General features: G+C 60.1%; 25 protein-coding genes. 13 read left to right on the forward strand and 12 right to left on the reverse strand.

Translation table 11 applies throughout. The features are described from left to right. The first annotated feature begins 290 nt into the window (after positions 1–290). From ACYZT4_RS13965 to ACYZT4_RS13980, 4 genes are all read left to right on the forward strand, one after another. Entirely contained in the window at positions 291–1307 is a 1017-nt protein-coding gene (locus ACYZT4_RS13965) for a Bug family tripartite tricarboxylate transporter substrate binding protein (RefSeq protein ID WP_461980474.1), read from the forward strand. A 52-nt stretch (positions 1308–1359) separates the two neighbouring features. Further along, positions 1360–1893, forward strand: coding sequence for a tripartite tricarboxylate transporter TctB family protein (locus ACYZT4_RS13970; protein ID WP_461980476.1), 534 nt, complete (start codon positions 1360–1362; stop codon positions 1891–1893). Beyond that, the gene (locus ACYZT4_RS13975; RefSeq protein WP_461980478.1) at positions 1890–3419 is read left to right on the forward strand and encodes a tripartite tricarboxylate transporter permease; all 1530 of its coding nucleotides are present in this window, start codon (positions 1890–1892) and stop codon (positions 3417–3419) included. The genes ACYZT4_RS13970 and ACYZT4_RS13975 overlap by 4 nt, the downstream gene beginning before the upstream one ends. Positions 3420–3488: 69 nt before the next feature. Beyond that, positions 3489–4430 carry a LysR family transcriptional regulator gene (locus ACYZT4_RS13980; protein ID WP_461980480.1) on the forward strand — a complete coding sequence of 314 codons (942 nt, stop codon included), beginning with the start codon at positions 3489–3491 and terminating at the stop codon, positions 4428–4430. A 277-nt stretch (positions 4431–4707) separates the two neighbouring features. On the opposite strand, the gene ACYZT4_RS13985 is transcribed toward ACYZT4_RS13980, so the two are convergent. Both ACYZT4_RS13985 and cysK read right to left on the reverse strand, forming a co-directional pair. Beyond that, positions 4708–5646 carry an aspartyl/asparaginyl beta-hydroxylase domain-containing protein gene (locus ACYZT4_RS13985; protein WP_461980482.1) on the reverse strand — a complete coding sequence of 313 codons (939 nt, stop codon included), beginning with the start codon at positions 5644–5646 and terminating at the stop codon, positions 4708–4710. A 219-nt stretch (positions 5647–5865) separates the two neighbouring features. After that, entirely contained in the window at positions 5866–6840 is a 975-nt protein-coding gene (gene cysK, locus ACYZT4_RS13990) for a cysteine synthase A (RefSeq protein WP_461980484.1), read from the reverse strand. 127 nt (positions 6841–6967) lie between these two features. Between cysK and ACYZT4_RS13995 the strand changes: the two genes are divergently transcribed. Further along, a complete protein-coding gene (locus ACYZT4_RS13995; RefSeq protein WP_461980486.1) occupies positions 6968–8044 on the forward strand; it encodes a DUF748 domain-containing protein in 1077 nt (358 codons plus the stop codon). Here ACYZT4_RS13995 and ACYZT4_RS14000 read toward each other — a convergent pair. Beyond that, complete coding sequence (locus tag ACYZT4_RS14000) at positions 8041–8544, reverse strand: DUF2442 domain-containing protein (protein WP_461980488.1); 504 nt, start codon at positions 8542–8544, stop codon at positions 8041–8043. The genes ACYZT4_RS13995 and ACYZT4_RS14000 overlap by 4 nt on opposite strands. Further along, positions 8532–8762, reverse strand: coding sequence for a DUF4160 domain-containing protein (locus tag ACYZT4_RS14005; protein WP_461980490.1), 231 nt, complete (start codon positions 8760–8762; stop codon positions 8532–8534). The genes ACYZT4_RS14000 and ACYZT4_RS14005 overlap by 13 nt, the downstream gene beginning before the upstream one ends. 203 nt (positions 8763–8965) lie before the next feature. Here ACYZT4_RS14005 and ACYZT4_RS14010 point away from each other — a divergent pair, with 203 nt between their 5' ends. Both ACYZT4_RS14010 and ACYZT4_RS14015 read left to right on the forward strand, forming a co-directional pair. Next, complete coding sequence (locus ACYZT4_RS14010) at positions 8966–9811, forward strand: AAA family ATPase (protein WP_461980491.1); 846 nt, start codon at positions 8966–8968, stop codon at positions 9809–9811. 36 nt (positions 9812–9847) lie between these two features. After that, positions 9848–11026, forward strand: a complete 1179-nt coding sequence (locus ACYZT4_RS14015; RefSeq protein ID WP_461980493.1) for a vWA domain-containing protein — start codon at positions 9848–9850, stop codon at positions 11024–11026. Between the two features lie 40 nt (positions 11027–11066). Here ACYZT4_RS14015 and ACYZT4_RS14020 read toward each other — a convergent pair whose 3' ends face one another. The 6 genes from ACYZT4_RS14020 to ACYZT4_RS14045 form a co-directional block, all read right to left on the reverse strand. Next, on the reverse strand, positions 11067–11993 hold the full coding sequence (locus tag ACYZT4_RS14020; protein ID WP_461980495.1) for a 5-oxoprolinase subunit C family protein: 927 nt from the start codon (positions 11991–11993) through the stop codon (positions 11067–11069). Further along, positions 11990–12694: a 5-oxoprolinase subunit PxpB gene (gene pxpB, locus ACYZT4_RS14025; protein ID WP_461980497.1), complete on the reverse strand. Its 705-nt coding sequence runs from the start codon at positions 12692–12694 to the stop codon at positions 11990–11992. Before pxpB ends, ACYZT4_RS14020 begins: the two co-directional genes overlap by 4 nt. After that, a complete protein-coding gene (locus tag ACYZT4_RS14030) occupies positions 12691–13443 on the reverse strand; it encodes a 5-oxoprolinase subunit PxpA (protein WP_461980499.1) in 753 nt (250 codons plus the stop codon). The genes pxpB and ACYZT4_RS14030 overlap by 4 nt, the downstream gene beginning before the upstream one ends. Before the next feature lie 85 nt (positions 13444–13528). Further along, positions 13529–14071, reverse strand: coding sequence for a DUF2937 family protein (locus ACYZT4_RS14035; RefSeq protein WP_461980501.1), 543 nt, complete (start codon positions 14069–14071; stop codon positions 13529–13531). A gap of 11 nt (positions 14072–14082) precedes the next feature. After that, positions 14083–14859 (reverse strand): class II glutamine amidotransferase, encoded by a 777-nt coding sequence (locus tag ACYZT4_RS14040; protein WP_059403962.1) that lies wholly within the window; start codon positions 14857–14859, stop codon positions 14083–14085. 30 nt (positions 14860–14889) lie between these two features. Beyond that, complete coding sequence (locus tag ACYZT4_RS14045) at positions 14890–15387, reverse strand: MFS transporter (protein WP_461980503.1); 498 nt, start codon at positions 15385–15387, stop codon at positions 14890–14892. 223 nt (positions 15388–15610) lie between these two features. Here ACYZT4_RS14045 and ACYZT4_RS14050 point away from each other — a divergent pair, with 223 nt between their 5' ends. Then, the gene (locus ACYZT4_RS14050) at positions 15611–17665 is read left to right on the forward strand and encodes a S9 family peptidase (protein WP_461980505.1); all 2055 of its coding nucleotides are present in this window, start codon (positions 15611–15613) and stop codon (positions 17663–17665) included. A 103-nt stretch (positions 17666–17768) separates the two neighbouring features. Next, positions 17769–18242 carry a cyclic nucleotide-binding domain-containing protein gene (locus ACYZT4_RS14055; RefSeq protein ID WP_461980507.1) on the forward strand — a complete coding sequence of 158 codons (474 nt, stop codon included), beginning with the start codon at positions 17769–17771 and terminating at the stop codon, positions 18240–18242. Between the two features lie 9 nt (positions 18243–18251). Here ACYZT4_RS14055 and ACYZT4_RS14060 read toward each other — a convergent pair whose 3' ends face one another. Next, complete coding sequence (locus tag ACYZT4_RS14060; RefSeq protein ID WP_461980509.1) at positions 18252–18542, reverse strand: hypothetical protein; 291 nt, start codon at positions 18540–18542, stop codon at positions 18252–18254. Positions 18543–18635: 93 nt separating this feature from the next. On the opposite strand from ACYZT4_RS14060, the gene ACYZT4_RS14065 reads away from it, so the two are divergent. The 4 genes from ACYZT4_RS14065 (at position 18636) to ACYZT4_RS14080 (ending at position 20819) form a co-directional block, all read left to right on the forward strand. Then, on the forward strand, positions 18636–19322 hold the full coding sequence (locus ACYZT4_RS14065; RefSeq protein ID WP_123410584.1) for a spermidine synthase: 687 nt from the start codon (positions 18636–18638) through the stop codon (positions 19320–19322). A gap of 48 nt (positions 19323–19370) precedes the next feature. After that, a complete protein-coding gene (locus tag ACYZT4_RS14070) occupies positions 19371–19742 on the forward strand; it encodes a YajD family HNH nuclease (protein ID WP_461980511.1) in 372 nt (123 codons plus the stop codon). A 136-nt stretch (positions 19743–19878) separates the two neighbouring features. Next, positions 19879–20349: an RNA methyltransferase gene (locus ACYZT4_RS14075; RefSeq protein WP_461980513.1), complete on the forward strand. Its 471-nt coding sequence runs from the start codon at positions 19879–19881 to the stop codon at positions 20347–20349. A gap of 92 nt (positions 20350–20441) precedes the next feature. Beyond that, the gene (locus tag ACYZT4_RS14080; protein ID WP_461980515.1) at positions 20442–20819 is read left to right on the forward strand and encodes a YgaP family membrane protein; all 378 of its coding nucleotides are present in this window, start codon (positions 20442–20444) and stop codon (positions 20817–20819) included. Between the two features lie 103 nt (positions 20820–20922). Here the strand turns inward: ACYZT4_RS14080 and ACYZT4_RS14085 are convergent, their stop codons facing one another. Next, entirely contained in the window at positions 20923–22152 is a 1230-nt protein-coding gene (locus tag ACYZT4_RS14085; RefSeq protein ID WP_461980517.1) for a hypothetical protein, read from the reverse strand. Positions 22153–22158 lie beyond the last annotated feature (6 nt).

Raw genomic sequence — 22158 nt, forward strand, 5'->3', positions numbered from 1 at the left:
CCGTCTAATCAAAACTTGAAATAAGGCGATAGCCTCGGGTTATGCCACAGACTGCTTTCAGGGGGCTTTCAGCTAATCAGGAGTGTTTCCACTTATTGCGAATTCCGCTCTAGCCAGCGGCTTTTAGCAACGGCTGTCACTCTTGCGCTTGTGACCGATAACCCCAGGCTATCGGTGTATGTATTGTTTTGACTAGACGCGGCGACGGCGGCTTCCCACACTCAGGCCAGGCTTGCAGCTTTACCGCACCGACAAGTCACTCATAACAACTACAAAAACGAGGCCCTTCCATGCGAAATGCATTCGTCCGTCGCACATCCCGTCTTTTTCTTGGCTGCACGCTGATCGCCGCTGGCACCCTTCCCGCTCTCGCTCACGCGGCCTGGCAACCGGACAAGAACGTCGAAATCGTCGTCGCTGGCGGCCCCGGTGGCGGCACCGACCAGCTCGGTCGCCTGATCCAGTCGATCATTACCACCCACAAGTTTCTCGACGTGAACACCATCGTCCTCAACAAGGGCGGTGGCAATGGCGCTGAAGCGTTCCTCGATCTGAAAATGAACAAGGGCGACCCGGAAAAACTGGTGATCGGCACCAACAACATCTATCTGTTGCCGCTGGTTTCCAAGCTCGGCTACCAATGGCAGGAGCTGACTCCCGTCGCTGCCGTGGCCGAGGACGACTTCATTCTCTGGAGCTACAAGGACGCACCGTGGAAGGACGCTAAAGGTTTCTACGAAGCGGTCAAGGCGGACCCGTCGAACCTGCGCATGGGCGGCAGCCAGTCCAAGGATGTCGACCAGACGCTTACCTTGCTGCTGAACCAGACCACCCACAGCAAACTGGTGTACATCCCGTTCAAGAGCGGCAGCGAAGCCGCCACCCAACTGGCCGGCAAACACATCGCCGCCAACGTCAACAACCCCAGCGAAAGCATCAGCCAATGGCGCGGCGATCAGGTCGAACCGCTCTGCGTGTTCAGCAAGGAACGCATGAGCTACACCGAGAAAGTCGCTGGCGATAAATCCTGGGCCGACGTGCCGACTTGCCACGAACAAGGCCTGGGCATCGATCAGTACCGCTTCCCGCGCACCGTGTTCATGCCCGGCGAAGTCACCGCCGAACAGCGTGCGTTCTATGTCGAACTGATGCGCAAAGTCACCGAGACCCCGGAGTTCAAGGCCTACGTCAAGCAGAACGCGCTGGTGCCGACCTTCCTCGAAGGCGAGCCGCTGACGGCCTACATCGAGAAAGACACCGCCCGCGTCACCCCGGTGTTCAAAGAAGCCGGCTGGCTGAAAAACTGAGTTGCCGACGGCCGTCCGCCTGCGCACGGCCGTCACCTCTGGAGGTGTCTTCATGTCCCATTCTTCGGATTCACCGGCGCTGGTAGGTACCCGCTGGGTCGAACTCGGCCTGGCTGTCTTCACGGCGCTGATCGGCGTAGTGGTGATGTTCGGCAGTGTCGAACAAGGTATCGGCTGGGGCGATTCCGGCCCTGAGCCGGGTTACTTCCCCTTCTACATCGGCTTGATGCTGAGTGCCGCGAGTGTGGCCAACGGCGTGTTGACGGTGGTGCGCTGGCACGCCTTGAGTATTTCGTTCGTCAGCCGTAGCGCGTTCAAGCAAGTGGTGTCGGTGTTCATCCCGATCGCGCTGTTCGTGGGCGCCATGCCATTGACCGGCATCTACGTGTCCTCGGCCTGTTTCATCGCCTGGTTCATGTGGCGTGACAAGGTCCGCGACAAACCCTACAGCAAGCTGATGATCGCCACCGTCGCCCTCGGCGCGGTGCTCGCCAGTTACCTGATTTTTGCGTTGTGGTTCAAGGTCCCGCTGGATGCAGGCCCGTTGGGCGACTGGGTTACCCTCGCCCGGAGGCACTTCAAATGAGCGAGTTCGATTCCCTGCTGCAAGGCATGAACCTGATCCTGACCCCGGGCCACATCGGCCTGATGGTGATCGGCGTGCTGCTGGGCATTCTGGTCGGCGTTTTGCCCGGCCTTGGCGCCCCCAATGGCGTGGCGTTGCTGCTGCCGCTGACGTTCACCATGTCGCCGGTGTCGGCGATCATTTTGCTGTCGTGCATGTATTGGGGCGCATTGTTCGGCGGCTCGATCACCTCGATCCTGTTCAACATCCCCGGTGAGCCCTCATCGGTGGCGACCACGTTCGACGGCTACCCGATGGCCCGCGAAGGTCGCGCCGCGGAAGCCTTGACCGCCGCGTTCAGCTCGGCACTGATCGGCGCGTTGGCCGGGGTATTGCTGCTGACTTTCCTGTCGACCCGGATTGCCGCGTTCGCCATGTCGTTCAGCTCGCCGGAGTTCTTCGCGGTGTACCTGTTGGCGTTCTGCACGTTCATCGGCATGAGCAAGAACCCGCCGCTGAAAACCGTGGTGGCGATGATGATCGGTTTCGCCATGGCGGCGGTCGGCATGGACACGGTCTCCGGCAACCTGCGGCTGACGTTCGACCAGCCGGTCCTGATGACCGGGATCAGTTTCGAAGTGGCGGTGATCGGCCTGTTCGGCATCGGCGAAATCCTCTGCACCGTCGAGGAAGGCCTGGTGTTTCGCGGCGAACATGCGCGCATCACACCGATGGTGATCCTGCGCACCTGGGCCAAGTTGCCGCGTTACTGGTGGACGATTCTGCGCAGTACGCTGGTCGGTTGCTGGATGGGCATCACGCCGGGCGGACCGACAGCGGCGTCGTTCATGAGCTACAGCCTGGCGCGGCGTTTTTCGAAGAATCGCGAGAACTTCGGCAAGGGGGAACTCGAAGGCGTAATCGCCCCGGAAACTGCCGACCATGCGGCCGGCACCAGTGCCCTGCTGCCGATGCTGACCCTCGGCATTCCGGGTTCGGCGACGGCGGCGGTGATGCTCGGCGGCTTGATGATCTGGGGTCTGCACCCTGGGCCGACGCTGTTCGTCGAGCAGCACGATTTCGTCTGGGGCCTGATCGCAAGCATGTACCTCGGCAACGTGGTGAGCCTGATCGTGGTATTGGCCACCGTACCGTTGTTTGCCTCGATCCTGCGCATTCCGTTCTCGATCATTGCGCCGATCATCATCATGGTCTGCGCCATCGGTGCCTACTCGGTGCACAACTCGTTCTTCGACGTAGTGCTGATGCTGGGCTTTGGCGCGCTGGGTTATCTGTTCAAGAAACTCGGTTACCCAATTGCGCCGCTGGTGTTGGCGGCGGTGCTGGGCGACAAGGCGGAAGATGCATTCCGTCAGTCGATGCTGTTTTCCGACGGCCACTTGGGGATTTTCTGGTCCAACCCGTTGGTGGGTTGCCTGACCACAGCGGCGCTGCTGATGCTGTTCTGGCCGCTGATTTCCAAGGTCCTGGGCGCCCTCACCGGCCTGCGCAAACCCCACGTCGCCAAGCCAAAATCGGTGCTGTGACACAGCAATGCTGGCAACGCCTGACATTTGTTGTCAGGCTTGCCGCAGTCTTTTTCGCGAGCACGGCCCATGACCCGAATTCCAGAAGCCAACGTAATTCACAGCCGACTGCGTCTGCGCCAACTGCGGCTGATGCTGGCGCTGCAGGAATTCGGCTCGCTGCGCCGCGCCGCCGATCACATCGGCATGACCCAACCGGCAGCGACCAAGATGCTCCACGAAGCCGAGGACTTGCTCGGCGTCGAGCTGTTCGAACGCCTGCCACGGGGCATGCGCTCCACCCCGTTCGGGGAAACCGTCATTTACTACGCGCGCATGGTGTTTGCCGAACTCAGCGGCATGCGGGAAGAACTGGTCGCCCTCGAATCCGGCAATCTCGGGCGAGTGGCGGTCGGAGCGATTCCGGCGCTGGCCTCGGGGCTATTGACCCGCACCATCGCCACCCTGAAACAGAGCCATCCACGCTTGTCGATGAGCATTCAGGTCGACACCAGCGACGTGCTGGTGCAAGCGCTGTTGCAGGATCAACTGGACATCGTTTTGGGCCGGATTCCGGCCGGTGCGCGCGCCGAGGAATTGCTGTTCGACAGCCTTGGCGAAGAGGAACTGTGCGTGATCTCGGGCGCGCAGAACCCTCTGGCGAAGGAAAAAAACCTAAGCTGGGCGGAGTTGCAGAACATGACCTGGGTGCTGCAACAGCAACCGAGCCCAATGCGCGCGATCATCAATCAGGTGTTTCACAACGCGCGGGTCGACATTCCCAGCAGCATCGTGGAAACCACGTCGATCATGACCTTGCTGTCGTTGATCCAGCAGACCGACATGCTCGGCGTCACACCGGTTTCAGTGGTCGAGGATTATCCGGGGCGTGATTTGCTGGCGGTGTTGCCGATCAAGTTTGAAGCGCGGTTGCCGCCGTATGGATTGATCACCCGGCGTCATCGCATTCAGTCGTCGGCGATGCAGGCGTTCATGAATTCGGTGCGGGCTGAGCATGCGTTGAGTAAGTGAACAGGGCTTCATTCCCAGTGCAGGAGATTCCATGTTGCACCGCGACCGGGGATCTTCAGGCTGGGAGGTTGTGGGTTGTTGCGCGAAGCGGCCTGATAGCCGACCTGGCTCGTTGGTCGTACGCATTCCCCCTGTAGGCGCCTGCTTGCTGGCCCTGTCGGCCCAGAGGCCGCCGAGGTTTGGTTTTGATCGCAGGCGCCCGGTCAACCACGCCGGCCGAACGCAGGCATTGCCCATCGCGGCGACGCGCGAGCGGTTTTCTCATGTGGTAATCAAATCACCCAAATAACCAATACCCCAACCCCGTCAACACCACCACCGCCAGCACCGGCCGCAGCACACGGTAAGCCGTACGGTGACGACGCTTCCACTGCTTGACCACGCCGCTGACCTTGTCGCTGGAATTCTTGCTCCAGGCATAAGCCTTGTTGATGCCGCCAACCCGTTCGTCGTCGAGGTTCTGCGGTGCCGTGGCGCGACCCAGCCAGCCGCTGATGCTGCGGTTGATCCCGGTCATGAACCGGTTGCTCAGCGGACGTTCAACGTCACAGAAAAGAATCACCCGAGTCTTTTCGGTCTCGTTCTTGACCCAGTGCACGTAGGTCTCATCGAACATCACGTCTTCGCCATCGCGCCAGGCATAGATCTGGCCGTCAACAAAGATGCGGCAATCGTCGGAGTTGGGGGTTGACAGTCCGAGGTGATAGCGCAACGAACCGGCAAACGGATCGCGGTGAGGGTTGAGATGACTGCCACCCGGCAGCAACGCGAACATGGCACCTTTGACATTGGGAATGCTGCTCACCAGCGCCACGGTTTTAGGGCACAGCGCTTCGGCCGATGGCAGGGGTTTGTCGTACCACTTGAGGTAGAAACGCTTCCAGCCTTTCTTGAAGAACGAGCCAAACCCGGCGTCGTTGTTTTTTTCGGCGGCGCGGATGTAGCCCTCGTCGAACAGGTGCATCGCTTCGTCGCGGATGACCTCCCAATTGTCCTTGAGCACATCGAGTTCGGGGAATTTGCTGCGATCCAGGTAAGGCCTGGAAGGCACGCTGGAGAACATGTACATCAAGGCGTTGTAAGGCGCGAATAGCGCTGAGTGGTTGACGAACTGACGCAATACCGGCAATCGCGCCTTGCCGCGCAAATGCACATAAAGAGTGCTGCCAAGAAACAGCAACAATAGCGATGCCTTCGCGGCAAAAGAAAAGGTCATCCACAACTCCTTGAGAATAAACAATTCTGCACAACGTCATTCACCCGACGTGGCAGCCAGCCATGATAAACATTACCGACCGCAGGAAAAACCCGCATGACTCAACATTCAGTGTTGAGGATTGTGCAATGGAGCACTTCTTATCATAGGTCACCTGAACGGGGGCTGACTTGAATCAACCCCCAAACAACCTCAAAAGATCGCAGCCTGTGACAGCTTCTACGCCTGATTTTCCTGCTCGGTGAACAAATCACTGAACAACATGCTCGACAAGTACCGTTCGCCGGAGTCAGGCAAAATCACTACGATCGTTTTGCCCTGCATTTCCGGTGTTTCGGCCAGGCGCACGGCCACTGCCATGGCAGCACCACAGGAGATGCCACACAAAATCCCTTCTTCCTGCATCAACCGCAAGGCCATGGCCTTGGACTCGTCGTCTGTAACCAACTCAACCCGGTCGACGATGGAAAGATCCAGGTTCTTCGGCACAAAACCCGCGCCGATGCCCTGGATTTTGTGAGGGCTCGGTTTGATCTCCTCACCGGCCAGCGCCTGAGTGATCACTGGCGACACCACCGGCTCCACGGCCACCGAGAGAATCGGTTTGCCCCGGGTATTCTTGATATACCGCGAGATCCCGGTAATGGTTCCGCCTGTTCCAACACCCGCCACCAGCACATCGACCGCACCATCGGTATCGTTCCAGATTTCCGGACCGGTGGTTTTCTCGTGAATGGCCGGATTTGCCGGGTTTTCGAACTGCGCGGGCATGAAGTAAAGGGACGGTTCGCTGGCGACAATCTCGGTCGCCTTTTCAATCGCGCCTGTCATGCCCTTTGCCGGCTCGGTCAGCACCAGTTCGGCGCCCAGTGCCTTGAGCACTTTGCGACGCTCGATGCTCATTGACGCGGGCATGGTCAGCATCAGTTTGTAGCCCCGCGCCGCGGCAACGAATGCCAGGCCAATGCCGGTATTACCGGAAGTGGGTTCGACGATGGTCATGCCAGGCTTGAGTTTGCCGGAGCTTTCGGCATCCCAGATCATGTTTGCGCCAATCCGGCACTTGACCGAATAACCGGGGTTGCGCCCTTCAATCTTGGCCAGAATGGTCACACCGCGCGGCGCGATGCGGTTGATCTGCACTAACGGCGTATTGCCGATGGAGTGGGCATTGTCAGCGAAAATACGACTCATGGCTGGGTCCTTATGCAGCGTTGAATAAGCCCTTCACGGTATGCCTGTTGCCCAGGGTCGTCCAGTCGGGGCGAACGTCCGGTGACCACTGTAGTCAATGGTCTTACATCGCCAGAGATTTACCATCATGAAACGTCGATACAGCTGGCCCCTTTGGATCTTCGTCGGTCTTGTCGTGCTACTGATTACCCTGCACATTGCCCTGCCCTACATGGTGCGTGACTACCTGAACGATAAGCTCGCCGACATGGGCGACTACCGTGGCCAGGTCACCGACGTAGATTTGGCCTGGTGGCGCGGGGCTTACAGGATCAACGGTCTGAAAATCGTCAAGGTCGATGGCAAGGTCCCGGTTCCCTTCGTCAACGCACCGCTGATCGACCTGTCTGTCAGCTGGCACTCTCTGATTTACGACCATGCCGTGGTGGCCAGGGTGCAGTTCTTCAACCCCGAGGTGAACTTTGTCGATGGCGGCGCCAACAAGCAGAATTCGCAAACCGGTCGGGGGACGGACTGGCGCGCACAATTAAGCAAACTGGCGCCGATCACCCTGGACGAAGTTCGTATCTATGACGGCAAGATCAGTTTCAGGAATTTCAATTCCAAGCCTCCCGTCAACATGAACGCCACTCAGGTCAACGCCAGCATCTACAACCTGACCAACGTCGTCGACAATGCAGGCAAGCGTGAGGCACGTTTCGAAGGCAAAGCGTTGCTACTGGGCCACGCGCCACTGGAAACGACTGCGACGTTCGACCCGCTGAGCAATTTCGAAGATTTCGAATTCCGACTCCGCGCGAAGGACATCGAACTCAAGCGCATGAACGACTTCGCCTCGGCGTATGGCAAGTTTGACTTCAATGCCGGCCATGGCGACGTGGTCATCGAGGCGCAAGCAAAAAAAGCTCAATTGACCGGTTACATAAAACCGTTGCTGAAAGACGTTGACGTGTTCAACTGGCAACAGGACGTTGAAAACAAGGATAAAGGGATCTTCCGCTCCATCTGGGAAGCCATTGTCGGCGGCTCCGAAACCGTGTTGAAAAACCAGGGAAAGAACCAGTTCGCGACTCGCGTAGAACTGAGCGGCAATGTGCACCGGGGGGACATCAGCGCATTTCAGGCGTTTATGCAGATTTTGCGTAATGGTTTCGTTCAGGCATTCAATGCCCGGTATGAAAGGTCCAAGCCGCAGGCCGATTAGGACTTCCGCGTGACGGTGTAGCGGCCGGTTTCTTCGGCCGCCCGCGCCGGGCTCGATTGTCGCTGCAAAAAATCCCAGCCCAGACATGCCAGCGCCAACGATCGCGGCACCGCCTCGCGCCCACTGCTATAGCGCGTGATGCTGCGGGCGCTGACTCCCAAAGCCTCGGCCGCCTGATTGAGCGGCAACCCGGTGCGCGCTCGCCAGTCGATGAAGATTCGGGTGTTCTCGTCCGCTGCGTTTTGCGCAAGTGCATCCAGGTACACCGTATCTGCGCCAATCTGGATGTCCTGCTCGGGCCACTCGACGCTCCAGCCATCATCGCCCAAGGTTGCACTGTCGAAGGCCACCGCCTCCAGCAGTGGCTGCAGCCCCGGATAGGCATGCAGGTCATTGCTCAGATCCAGGGTCAGGTCCTGACCGTCGATAAATGTCAGTGCCAAGCGGTGATTCGGCAATGCCTTCACGGCAGACAACCGTGGTCGTTTCATGGGTAACATCGTTTCCAGTCCTCCAGCAATTGCGCCTGATGAGCGCTGACCCACGCCAGCGCTTCATTGATGATCAACGGCGACGCCTTGCCGACCATCACCTCGACGGTCTCCAGGCTGAGCATGACATCAAGCCCTCTACCGATCAGATGAACATGGGGCGGCGGGTGATCCTTCTCGCGCAGTTGAATGCGGTATGTATCGCGAAATCGGTGTTTAGTAGACATGCCTGGCAAGCTATCGCCAAAATGGCGATAGCTCAATACTGGCAGCCGCCGAGACTGAGTCAAGATGTGACGCGCCATTCAGAGACTGAATAGGCCGTCTGCGTTCACAGTCGACGGGGCTGCGCGTTATAGTCGGACATCAAAACCAATTTGCCCGCCCCGCCCTGCCCGTCAGGTCGGCGTTACCGTTCGAGGATTAGCAGATGAAGTTCGAAGGCACCCCGGCCTACGTCGCCACCGATGACCTGAAGCTGGCGGTCAACGCCGCTATCACCCTGGAGCGTCCGCTGCTGGTCAAGGGCGAGCCAGGCACCGGCAAGACCATGCTGGCCGAGCAGTTGGCCGAGTCCTTCGGGGCCAAGCTGATCACCTGGCACATCAAGTCCACCACCAAGGCCCATCAAGGCCTGTACGAGTACGACGCGGTCAGCCGGCTACGTGATTCGCAACTGGGCACGGAAAAAGTCCACGACGTGCGCAACTACCTGAAAAAGGGCAAGCTCTGGGAGGCTTTCGAGTCCGAAGAGCGGGTGATTCTGCTGATCGACGAGATCGACAAGGCCGACATCGAGTTCCCGAACGACCTGCTGCAGGAACTCGACAAGATGGAGTTCTATGTTTACGAGATCGACGAGACCATCAAGGCCAAAAAGCGCCCGATCATCATCATTACCTCTAACAACGAAAAAGAGCTGCCGGACGCTTTCCTGCGCCGCTGCTTCTTCCATTACATCGCGTTCCCGGACCGCGCCACCCTGCAGAAAATCGTCGACGTGCACTACCCGGACATCAAGAAGGACCTGGTCAGCGAAGCGCTGGACGTGTTCTTCGACGTGCGCAAAGTGCCGGGCCTGAAGAAGAAACCTTCGACCTCTGAACTGGTTGACTGGCTGAAGCTGCTGATGGCAGACAACATTGGCGAAGCCGTGCTGCGCGAGCGTGATCCGACCAAGGCGATTCCGCCGCTGGCCGGGGCGTTGGTGAAGAACGAACAGGACGTGCAATTGCTGGAACGCCTGGCCTTCATGAGCCGTCGCGGCACGCGCTGATCTCTGCTTTTTCAACAAAAGCGGGAGGCCAACGCCATGCTGCTCAACCTGTTCAATGAAATGCGCGCCGCCAAAGTGCCCGTCTCGGTGCGTGAACTGCTGGACCTGATCAACGCGCTGAAACAGCGCGTGACCTTCGCCGACATGGACGAGTTCTACTACCTGTCCCGGGCGATTCTGGTGAAGGACGAAAAGCATTTCGACAAATTCGACCGGGCCTTCGGTGCCTATTTCAACGGCCTGGAAAAACTCGACGACCACCTTCAGGCGTTGATTCCTGAAGAATGGTTGCGCAAGGAATTCGAGCGCTCGCTGACGCAAGAAGAGCGGGCGGCCATTCAGTCCCTCGGCGGCCTCGACAAGCTGATCGAAGAATTCAAGAAGCGCCTTGAAGAACAGAAGGAACGCCATGCCGGCGGCAACAAATGGATCGGCACCGGCGGTACCAGCCCTTTTGGCTCCGGCGGCTTCAACCCGGAAGGCATTCGGGTCGGTGATGCCGGTAAGCGTCAGGGCAAGGCGGTCAAGGTCTGGGACCAGCGCGAATACAAGAACCTCGACGATTCGGTGGAACTGGGCACTCGCAACATCAAGGTTGCCCTGCGTCGCCTGCGCAAATTCGCCCGCCAGGGTGCGGCCGAAGAGCTCGACATCGACGGCACCATCGACCACACCGCAAAGGATGCGGGGTTGCTGAACATCCAGATGCGGCCGGAACGACGCAACACCGTCAAGCTGTTGCTGTTGTTCGACATCGGCGGCTCGATGGATGCGCACGTGAAGATTTGCGAGGAGCTGTTTTCAGCCTGCAAGACCGAATTCAAGCACTTGGAATACTTCTACTTCCACAACTTCGTTTATGAATCGGTGTGGAAGAACAACATGCGCCGCACCTCCGAGCGCACATCGACCCAGGACCTGCTGCACAAGTATGGCGCCGACTACAAAGTGATTTTCATCGGCGATGCCGCGATGGCGCCGTACGAAATTACCCAGGCCGGTGGCAGCGTCGAGCACTGGAACGAAGAAGCCGGTTACGTGTGGATGCAGCGGTTCAAGGAGAAGTACAAAAAGCTGATATGGATTAACCCGTATCCGAAAGATACGTGGGGCTATACGTCTTCGACCAATATCGTGCGGGATTTGATTGATGACCAGATGTACCCGCTGACGTTGCGCGGGCTGGAGGAAGGGATGCGGTTTTTGTCCAAATAATCGCGGCCACCCGGCATTCCCACGCTTTGCGTGGGAATGATCAATGTGACGAAAACCGGCGCAGATACTCGACCTGCTCCCGATGCGCAACCTCTTGCACCACCGGCCGCAACCGCACCGTTGCCCCCGGCAAGCACTGCGCCAGCCGCGCCAACGCCAATGGCGTCAACGCCCCCAATCGCGGATACCCGCCAATGGTCTGCCGATCATTGAGCAGTACAATGGGCTGCCCGTCCGGCGGCACCTGAACCGCACCCAGCGGGATTCCTTCGGAAATCATCGGTCTGCCCTGATACTCCAATGCCGTTCCCAGCAGACGAATGCCCATGCGATCGGCGCGGCTGTCGAGGGTCCAGGCACTGTTGAACGCATCGAACAGACTCTGGCCGCTAAACGCACCGATCTGTGAGCCGAGTACCAGGTTCAGCGGTGTATCGAGTGTGAAGTCCGGTACTTGATCGCGTGACAACGCCCGCACCAACAGCGGCGCATCGGCGGAGTAACTCAACGTGGCGCCTTTGGCCAACGCGCGCCCCATGCCGTCCAGCCCACCCAGCTCTTCACGCACCACCGTCGCACTGCTGCCCAACACTTTCGGCGCATCAAAACCGCCCGGTGCCGCCAGGTACGCCCGCGCACCCAGCATTGGTTGAGTGAATTGCAAACGCTGACCTTTGCACAGCTTGAAACTGCGCCACGGCACCAGTGGCTGACCGTCCAGTTGCGCGCCAAGGTCCGCCCCGGCCAATGCCAGCAAGCAATCCTCTTCGGCGGCCACACTGAACCCACCCAGAGTGATTTCGATGACGGGTACGTCCAGCGCATTTCCCAGCAGCCAGTTGGCCCACGACAGCGAGCGCCAATCCAGCCCTCCACCCTGGGTCACGCCCAGATGCCGCACGCCGAAACGGCCAGCGTCCTGCAACAGGCACAGTGGCGTACTCGCTTCGATCGTCAGACGGCTCATGCCTGCGCCTCCAGTGACGTGTCGTCACCGCCCAGGTTGATGAACTCGGCGTGGCTGACCGCTTCGAAGCGCACCGTGTCGCCCGGTTGCATCAGGCTGTAGCCATCGCGTTCGCGGTCGAACAATTTTGCCGGTGTGCGCCCGATCAGGTTCCAGCCGCCGGGGGACACCACCGGATACGCCGCCGTCTGTCGCTCGGCGATGCCGACACTGCCGGCCGCGACTGACTTGCGCGGAGTATTCAGACGCGGCGCGGCGAGCACCTCCTCCAGCAGCCCCATGAAAGCGAACCCCGGCGCAAAGCCCAACGCGAACACCTGATACTCGCGCTCGCTGTGGCGGCGGATCACTTCATCCACCGCCAAACCGCTGCGCCGGGCCAACAGGCTCAGCTCCGGGCCGACGCTGAGGTCATACCAGACCGGCAGCACATGGCTTTTGCCGGTGGCACAGGCATTGGGCGTGAGATCAATCAACGCTTGGGCGATCAATTCCCGCGCCTGAGCCGGACTTAATGCGCTGAGATCGTAATGCACCATCAACGTCGTGTAAGACGGCACCAGATCAATCAGATGCCTGGCAAATGCCGCCCGCAGATTTTCGCTGGCGGCGAGCATCCACGGCATGTTGGCTTCGGAAATCTCATCGAACAAACGCACCATCAGACAATCCAGCGCGACCACTTCCACACGCGGTTTCATGGTGCACTCTGCTGATCAAGGGCCTGGCGAATCCGCCGCACCGCCGCGACCGAACTGGCGTTATCGCCGTGGACGCACAGCGTATTGGCCTGCAAGTGCAAGGCGCTGCCGTCGCTGGCGGTGAGGGGTTCTCCTCGGGCGATGGTTAATGCCTGTTCGATGATTTTTTCCGGATCGTGATGCACAGCGCCCGGCGCCTGCCGCGAAACCAGCATTCCGGCGCTGTCGTAAGCGCGATCGGCAAAGGCTTCGAACCACAGCGTTACGCCGTATTCATCGCCCAGCTGCTGCGCGGCGCTGTTGTCGCGGGTGGCCATCAGCATCAGCGGCAACGTCTGGTCGTAAGACACCACGGCTTGCAGCACCGCGCGCAATTGCGCCGGGTTGGCCATCATGTCGTTGTACATCGCGCCATGGGGTTTGACGTAACTCACCCGCCCACCCTGGGCGCGGCAGAGGCCGTCGAGGGCGCCGATCTGGTAATGCAGGATGTCCTGAAGTTCCTGGGCGGTATACGCCATGGAGCGCCGGCCAAACCCCACCAGATCCTGATAGGCCGGATGAGCGCCGATCTGCACGCCGTTGCTCAGGGCCAGGCTGATGGTCTTGCGCATGATGCTCGGGTCGCCGGCATGGAAACCGCAGGCGATGTTGGCGCAGTCGATGAAGGGCATGACCTCGGCATCCAGACCCAAGGTCCAGCTGCCGAAGCTCTCGCCGATGTCGCAGTTCAATAGCAGGCGACTCATGCTGAACACTCCCGTAGGTTTTCGGATGTAGGCAATCCTAACCGAACGCAGGCTTCGCCAGCTGCTACAGAGTCCTGTGTCTGGCTTAGAGGCCGCGCACATCCCGGTCTTCAATCGGCCGGCTCTGGCGCAGACGTTTCCCGCCGAGCACCACCCAGTCGATCAACCGGAACAGGCATTCAATCCCGAACGACAGCAGCAATGCGCCGCTCATGCCCCAGATCATCGCTTCCGGCGTCAGCAGGATCTGGTAGCTGTAGCCGTTCCAGGTTTCCTTGCGGATATCCGGATCAGCGGCCAGCACCACTTGCAGGAAGCGGATGTACCACGGGCCTTGCATGGCCTGGAACTGTTTATCGAGGGCCAGTTGACGGGTGAGCAGGTTGCTCAGGCTGTCGGCATCGCTGCGAAAGATCGGGTCTTCGCTGGCACGGTAATGCGCGACCAGCGCCTGCATGTCACCTTTGAAGAACTGATTGGCGGTGCCTTGAAAACCGCTCAGGCTGGTCTGCGCTTCAATCAGGTGTGCTTCGACCCGCTTGGCGTAGTCGTTGATGAACCCCGGCACCTGAACACCGATCAACAGGCCAGCCGCAAACAACACCAGCCGTAGATAACTGAGCAACATGCGTGCGTCCCTTATTCGGTCTTGCCCTGGCTGACGCATTCACCGCGTCGCCAGAGGCTCCACTGGCCCGGTTCGTAGCGGGTCCAGGTTTCGTTTTCGGTGAGTGGTTCGGTGGCGATCACCGTGACCACGTCGTTGGGTGTGGTTTCGGCCTGGAAGTCGACGATCACATCGACATCCTTCAAGCGCGCCGGGCCGAACGGCGCGCGACGGGTAATCTGCGCCAGTTTGGTCGAGCAATAGCAGAACAGCCAGTCACCGTCGCTGAGCAGGCAGTTGAACACGCCTTTGCTGCGGTATTCGGCACAAGCGGCTACCAGGTCCGGCAGCAGCGCTTCGATCTCTACCGGCTCTGGAAATGCTGCGCGCACGCGGTTGAGCAAATCGCAGAACGCCGCTTCGCTGTCGGTATCGCCGACCGGGCGGTAAAAACTCTTGATCGGTTCGAAGTCCGCCAGCTGGCCGTTATGCGCAAAACACCAGTTGCGCCCCCACAGTTCGCGCACGAACGGGTGAGTGTTGGACAGGCAGACCTTGCCGACGTTGGCCTGGCGAATGTGCCCGATCACCACTTCGCTCTTGATCGGATAACGCTGCACCAGGTTCGCGACTTCCGACTCAGAGCTGGCCGCCGGGTCCTGGAACAGCCGCAGGCCACGGCCCTCGTAGAACGCGATGCCCCAACCGTCACGGTGCGGACCGGTACGGCCGCCGCGCTGCATCAGCCCGGTGAAGCTGAACACGATATCGGTCGGCACATTGGCGCTCATGCCCAATAACTCACACATGCTCGGATTCTCTGAAAGGCAAGGGCAAGGTTACAAACGCGGTTCGACCCGGTTGCGCTGAGGGTTGCTCGGGACCGGCGGACGACCGTAACGGTCGTCGCCGGCACCGCCGAACGCGCGATCGTCTTCAGGCTCGTCGACTACGGCCGCCGCCTTCGCGGCCGCCGTGCGCGCCTTGCGAGCGATGGAAGCACGTTCGATCGGGAAGCGGATTGCCACGAACACCAGGTAGATGCCGAAGACGATCATGCCGTACATGAACAGATCGGAAATCGCCCGCCAGGCGTTGTTGCCCACCTTGAACGCGAGATCCAGCGCGGTGATAGCGATGGCCGGGGCAACCTTTTCCTTTACCGGATCAATGATCGTCGGGCTGAACAGCAACACGGCGACCAGCAGTCGCAGCGGCTCGCGCAGCCAGCGCCAGATCCAGCGGGTCAGGCGCATCCACACCAACAGGCAGCCTAAAGCGGCGAAGGCGTAGAGGCCCCAAGCGATCAGATAGTCGTTCTCGGTCATGGTGTCCATGGCAAGGCAGGCAAAGAGGCGCTTATAGTAACGACTTTTCGCACGTCAGGCTTGCGCCATGTGGGAGCGGGCTTGCTCGCGAAAGCAAACTGTCAGGCAACATCGATTGCAACTGCCACACCGCTTCGCGAGCAAGCCCGCTCCCACAGGGACTTGCGACAGGCTGAGGATTTATCCTGCCCCTGCGAAACCCTCTATTCCGTACACCGTCCGAGAGCCATTCATGCCCGAATCCGCCAACATCACCAGCGCCCCCATTGCCCACAAGGCTGAAGGTTCTGACCCGTATGCCTGGCTGCAGGAACGCGACACCGACGCGGTGCTCGATTACCTCAAGGCTGAAAACAGCTACCAGGAAGCGCAAACCGCCGATCAGGCCGGGCTGCGTGAAACTCTGTTCGAGGAGATCAAGGGCCGGATTCTTGAAACCGACCTGTCGCTGCCCTCGCCTTGGGGCCCATACCTGTATTACACGCGCACCACCGCCGGTGACGAATACGCCCGTCACTACCGCTGCCCGCGTCCGGCCGACGACGGCCTGCAGCTCGATGAAGCGCAGGAACAACTGCTCTTGGACCCGAACGAACTGGCCAACGGCGGGTTCTTTTCCCTCGGCGCGTTCAGCATCAGCCCGGACCACCAACGTTTGGCCTACAGCATCGACTCCACGGGCGATGAGATTTACACGCTGTTCGTGAAGGAATTATCCAGCGGACGCGTCAGCGAACTGGAATTCGCCGACTGCGACGGCAGCATGACCTGGGCCAACGACAGCCTGACGCTGTTCTTCGGTGAACTGGACGACACCCACCGCCCGCACAAACTGTTCCGTTATCGACTGGACGGCACGGCGGCCGAAGAAGTGTTCCATGAGCCGGACGGCCGCTTCTTCATGCATTGCTATCGTTCCAGTTCGGAGCTGCAATTGCTCCTGGCCCTGGGCAGCAAGACCACCAGCGAAGTCTGGGTGCTCGACGCGTTCCAGCCGCAGCAGGCATTTACCTGCATCGCACCGAGGGTTGAAGACCACGAGTATGACGTCGATCACGGCGCCCTCGATGGCCAATGGACCTGGTTCATTCGCACCAACCGTGACGGCATCAACTTTGCCCTGTACACCGCCGGCGATACCGGCGTCGCGCCGACCGAGGCCGACTGGCAGAACCTGATTTCCCACAGCGCCACCACGATGATCGACGGCATGAGCCTCAACGCTGGGGCCCTGACCCTGAGCTTGCGCGAGGGTGGCTTGCCGATCATCGAAGTTCATCCGCAAGACCTGCCGAGCTATCGCGTGCAGTTGCCCGACGCGGCCTACAGCCTGCACGTTCAAAACAGCCTGGAATTCGTCAGCGACCGTATCCGCTTGCGTTACGAGGCGTTGAACCGCCCTGCGCAAATTCGCCAGCTGGAGCTGGTCAGCGGCGATCAGAAAGTATTGAAGCAGACGCCGGTGCTCGGCCCGTTCGACGCCGATGCCTACGTCAGTCAGCGCCTGTGGGCGACCGCGCCCGACGGTACGCAAGTGCCGATCAGCCTGGTGGTCAAACGCGAAGCCCTGGGCAAGCCGACGCCGCTTTATCTATACGGTTACGGCGCCTACGGCGAAAGCCTCGATCCGTGGTTTTCCCACGCGCGACTGAGCCTGCTGGACCGTGGCGTAGGGTTTGCCATCGCGCACGTGCGTGGCGGCGGTGAACTGGGTGAAGCCTGGTATCGCGCCGGTAAGCAGGAACACAAGCCCAACACCTTCAGCGATTTCATTGCCTGCGCCGAACACTTGATCGCCAATGGCTTCACCAGTTCGCCGCAACTGGCGATCAGCGGCGGCAGTGCCGGCGGTTTGCTGATCGGCGCAGTGCTTAACATGCGACCCGAGCTGTTCGGCGCCGCGATTGCCGAAGTGCCGTTCGTCGATGTGCTGAACACCATGCTCGACCCGGACTTGCCACTGACTGTCACGGAATACGACGAATGGGGAAATCCTCAAGAGCCGGACGTTTATGATCGCCTCAAGGCCTACGCCCCGTACGAAAATGTGACCGCGCAGGCCTATCCGGCAACGCTGGTAATCGCCGGCTACAACGACAGTCGCGTGCAGTATTGGGAAGCGGCCAAGTGGGTGGCGAAGTTGCGCGCGAGCAAAACAGACGACAATCCGCTGCTGCTCAAGACGGAACTGGGCGCCGGTCATGGCGGGATGAGCGGCCGTTATCAGGGATTACGTGACGTAGCACTCGAATACGCATTTGTTTTCAAGGTTTGGGGGATTGCCTGAGGAACTTGGCATGGTGATTCAGTCTTAAGGTGTAGATCTCCTCTCTGTGGGATCGAGTGAACTCAACGTAACCGCTCCAGACACAAAAAAAGACCGTGCCGACATGTCAGAACCGACCTTACTGAACAACGAAATTCGCGACTGGCTAATGGACTGTGGCCTGTTCGATCAACTGCTGCCCGCAGACCTCGCAGCGGCTTCGGGCTACTTCAGCATCAGCACCATTCCCGAAGGCGAAGAGATTTTCCACGAAGGCGATGCCGGCAGCTTCATGTGCATCATCCACGCGGGCCAGGTCGCAGTGCAGAAGACCCACGGCGACGGGCAATTGGTGACGATTGCGACGTTACGGGGTGGCCGCTCGTTCGGCGAAATGGCCGTACTGGATGGCGAGCGCCGCTCCGCCAGTTGCGTAGCCGCGACCCACTGCCAGTTGCTGAACCTGGGCAAGGACTCGCTGGAAAAGATGATCAACGACGCGCCGAAGATCGCCGCCAAGATCATCCGCGCCCTCGCCGTTTCTCTGTCCAAGCGCTTGCGCATGGTCGACGGCCAGTTGCTCTCGCAGCAAATTTAAATCAAGGGATCAGCCACCCGGCGACTTGATCCGGGTTTCGTTCTGCTCAAGGCCCGGCAAGGTCTGGTCCTTGGGCGGATTGGGCATTTCGATCGGCGGCAGCAGCGGCGCCCCGCCACTGCCGGGGCCGGCCTTGGGCACGCTGTTGGGCGTGATTTGCGGATACGGCGTCGGCGTTGCGGTGCCGGGCGAACCGGGCAGCAGCGCCGGGCTGGTCGGAATGGTTTGCAGTTCCTGGGCCTGCCCTGCAGTTATCGAGAGCGCGGCCAAGGCAATGACCGTTAGAATAGTGCGCTTCATCAATGGCTCCGTTGGCCTTGTTGTCTGGTTGCAGGCTACTCCCAACTGCGTTCGTTTGCCCTCCCAATCCCCCATTCTTCTCAAGAGAGCCCCATGAAACGTTTCGTTCTGCTCGACACTGCGCCCATCCCTGAAAACGGCGGTGCCCTGTGCCTGTTCGAATACGGTGAGGATTTCGTGATCAAGATCCAGGGTGGCGACGGCGGGCAGTTGATGAACACGCGCATGCACGGTTCCGAAGACGCGCTGGCCGAAATCCCGTGCCGAAAGGTCGCCGGACGTCCGAATTCGCGAGTGCTGATCGGCGGCCTGGGCATGGGCTTTACCCTCGCCTCGGCGCTCAAGCATTTGGGCAAGACCGCTGAAGTAGTGGTCGCCGAACTGGTGCCGGGTGTGGTGGAGTGGAATCGCGGGCCGCTGGGCGAAAAAGCGGGAAATCCGTTGCTCGACCCACGCACGGTGATCCGCATGGAAGACGTGGCCAAGGTGCTACAGGCCGAACCGCAAGGCTTCGACGCCATCATGCTCGACGTCGACAATGGTCCCGAAGGCCTGACTCAGCGGGCCAACAGCTGGCTCTATTCCTCGGGCGGCCTGAGCGCCTGCGCCAAGGCCTTGCGGCCAAAAGGCGTGCTGGCCGTCTGGTCGGCCAGCGCCGACAAGCAGTTTTCCGACAAACTGAAGAAAGCCGGCTTCAAGGCCGAGGAAGTCCAGGTCTTCGCCCATGGCAACAAAGGCACGCGCCACACGATCTGGATTGCCGAGAAGCTCAAGGGCTGAGCTAAACTCACGTCATAACCGTCATTAGTCTTTTACAAAGGTGAACCCATGAGTTCGTCAACGCCGACCAACACTTCGAAGCTGGACCGCATCCTCGCCGACAACCAGCGCGACAAGGAAATGGGTTACCGCGACAAAGCCTTGAAAATGTACCCGCACGTATGCGGCCGCTGCGCCCGTGAGTTTTCCGGCAAGCGCCTGAGCGAATTGACCGTGCACCACCGCGACCACAACCACGACAACAACCCGCAGGACGGCTCGAACTGGGAATTGCTGTGCCTGTACTGCCATGACAATGAGCACTCGCGGTATACCGACCAACAGTATTTCCACGAAGGCTCGCTGAGTACGCCGAAGATTGCCAAGGCGACGCATAATCCGTTTGCGGCGTTAGCTGGCCTGATGAAAAAAGACGAATAAGTTCTCCAGTGTCCTGACTGGCCTCATCGCTGGCAAGCCAGCGAAGACGACCGATGAACACCATCAATCTCCAAACCAAACACCCCTCCCCCAATCCCCGTATAATCGCCGCTTTTCCCCCGAAGGCACTCCGCTCGTGGCAGACAAACGGTACAGCTGCATTGGTTTGTATAACCCCAAATCACCGGAAAACGTCGGTTCGGTCATGCGCGCCGCCGGCTGTTACAACGTGGCGTCGGTGTTCTACACCGGCAAGCGTTATGAACGCGCCGCCGACTTCGTCACCGACACCAAACGCGTGCACTACGACATTCCGCTGATCGGCATCGACGACCTGAAAAAGATCCTGCCGCTGGGCTGCGTGCCGGTCGCCGTGGAACTGGTCGAAGGCGCCCGCTCGCTGCCGGAATACACCCACCCGGATCGCGCGCTGTACATCTTCGGCCCGGAAGACGGCTCGCTGGATAAAGAGATTCGCGACTGGTGCGAAGACGTGGTCTACATCCCGACCACCGGCTGCATGAATCTCGCCGCCACGGTCAACGTCGTGCTCTACGACCGCATGGCCAAAGGGCTCAACACCCGCTCCGGGGCGAAATTCCGCTGAGTCGACACACATCCGATGGAACAAGCCGCCCGCTCCGGCAGTCAGCTTAATTATCTATTCTTGAAACAGTCGTACCTGACAGGAGACAGATCATGAGCCAACTAAAACGCGTCGAGCGCATCGACTCCACCCCGTTCCAAAGCCGTACCGATCACAACGTCCACGGCTGGGAACGCGCCGGCTCCCTCGCCGGTGGCCTGGTGATGGTGGGTAAAGGGCTGCGTCGCGGCGGTTTCTTCGGTTTGATCCAGGTGGCTATTGGTGGCGTGGCTCTGGCTCGTGGCATTACTGGGCACAGCTCCGCCAAGAGCCTGTTGGAGAAAAGCCGTCAGGACATCAACAACGTGCGGTCGAAAATCGAGCGTGCCGGGGAAGAGTTGAGCAAGTTGAAGGCGAATGCCGAAGCGGCGACCAACACGGCTACCGTGACTGGGAATGATTCGTTGAAATCGCCGAAAGCGGGGGTTTGATCGGGCATGTGTGTCGCGGTCAAGGGCCCCATCGCCGGCAAGCCGGCTCCTACAGAAGAACGCATTCCAAATGGTAGGAGCCGGCTTGCCGGCGATGGCGGTGTTACTGGAGCAGGTCGGTATCCAGCACCTTGGAAGACTCGCCAATCACACTCTCGGCCAGTTGTACAAACGCCTTGGTATCGACACTTTCCAGATGCATCGCCCCGCGCAACACATCGTCCAGCGAGCGCTTGTTGCGGGTTTTGATCCGAATCTCCTGATCCAGCTCACTCAGTAAAACCACCGCTTTATCGATCTGCTCCGGGCTGATCTGATCACCCCGCAGGGTCGTGACCTTCTGGCCGTTCCTGGCCAACTTTTTCTGCAAACTCGCATACCGCTCATCACTCATCCCGCCGGCGCGGCGCACCAGTTCGATAGCGTAATACTCGGCAAACCCTTCGCTGATCCAGTCGCTACGCTGCCTGTCGTTGATCCGCCCGAATACCTGGGCCAATTCACGCACCAGCGCGCTGCTGCCGCTTTCGCTGACCAGCGGCAAACGCGTGTTCAGGTAGATGGACTCCCGCGCCGCCTGGCTGCCGCGCCACATCGGGTCGTTGGCGCCGACGATCAGCAGCTTGGCCGGATGACGCGGGAACACCGCCTGCACTTGCGGCCAGACGAACGTCAGCAATGTCAGCACGTCCATGCGCCGCATACCCTGGCCTTGCGGTGAGGCCACGGTGACTTCGGTTTCCCCCAGCCGGGTGCGGCGGCTGCCGAGGTGGCCGGCGAGCATCCAGCCGGTGGGCCGGTCGAACAGGCGCGAGACGTTATCGATGCGGAACTTGTTCTTGCCCACCCGCGGCCAGGCGGTCTCGACGCTTTTCCAGCCCGTAGGTAATTCGAATTCGAGGCGTGACACCAGCTCGATGCCGTCCTGTTGATCGAGATTCGCGGCGGGCACCAGGTCTTCACCACGCATCAGCGCCCAGGTCGGCGTCATGCGGGTGTCGAAGCTGCCGTTCTTGCGCCCTTGGCTGATGCGCACGCGATAGGTCAGGCTGGCCTGGTCGGCGGACGGGCGCCAGAGACCACGGGCCTGTGTGCCCGGCGTGAGCTGCCACTGGCCATCGGCTTTGAAGTCGCTGTAGCGGCTGCCGTCACCGAGGTCGAAATCCAGACTGCGCACCGCCGAACCCTGGTCCAGGGTCAGGCGCACTTCAGCTTGGTCGCTTTGCGGTAACAGGCGCACGTGGTAATCCAGATCGACTTTCTTCGCCGCCCACACCGACGAACTCAAGGCCAACAAGCCCGCGACCAGCGCCAGCCGCAATCCGACAGCCATACACAC

The organism is Pseudomonas sp. GB2N2 (assembly GCF_054897705.1).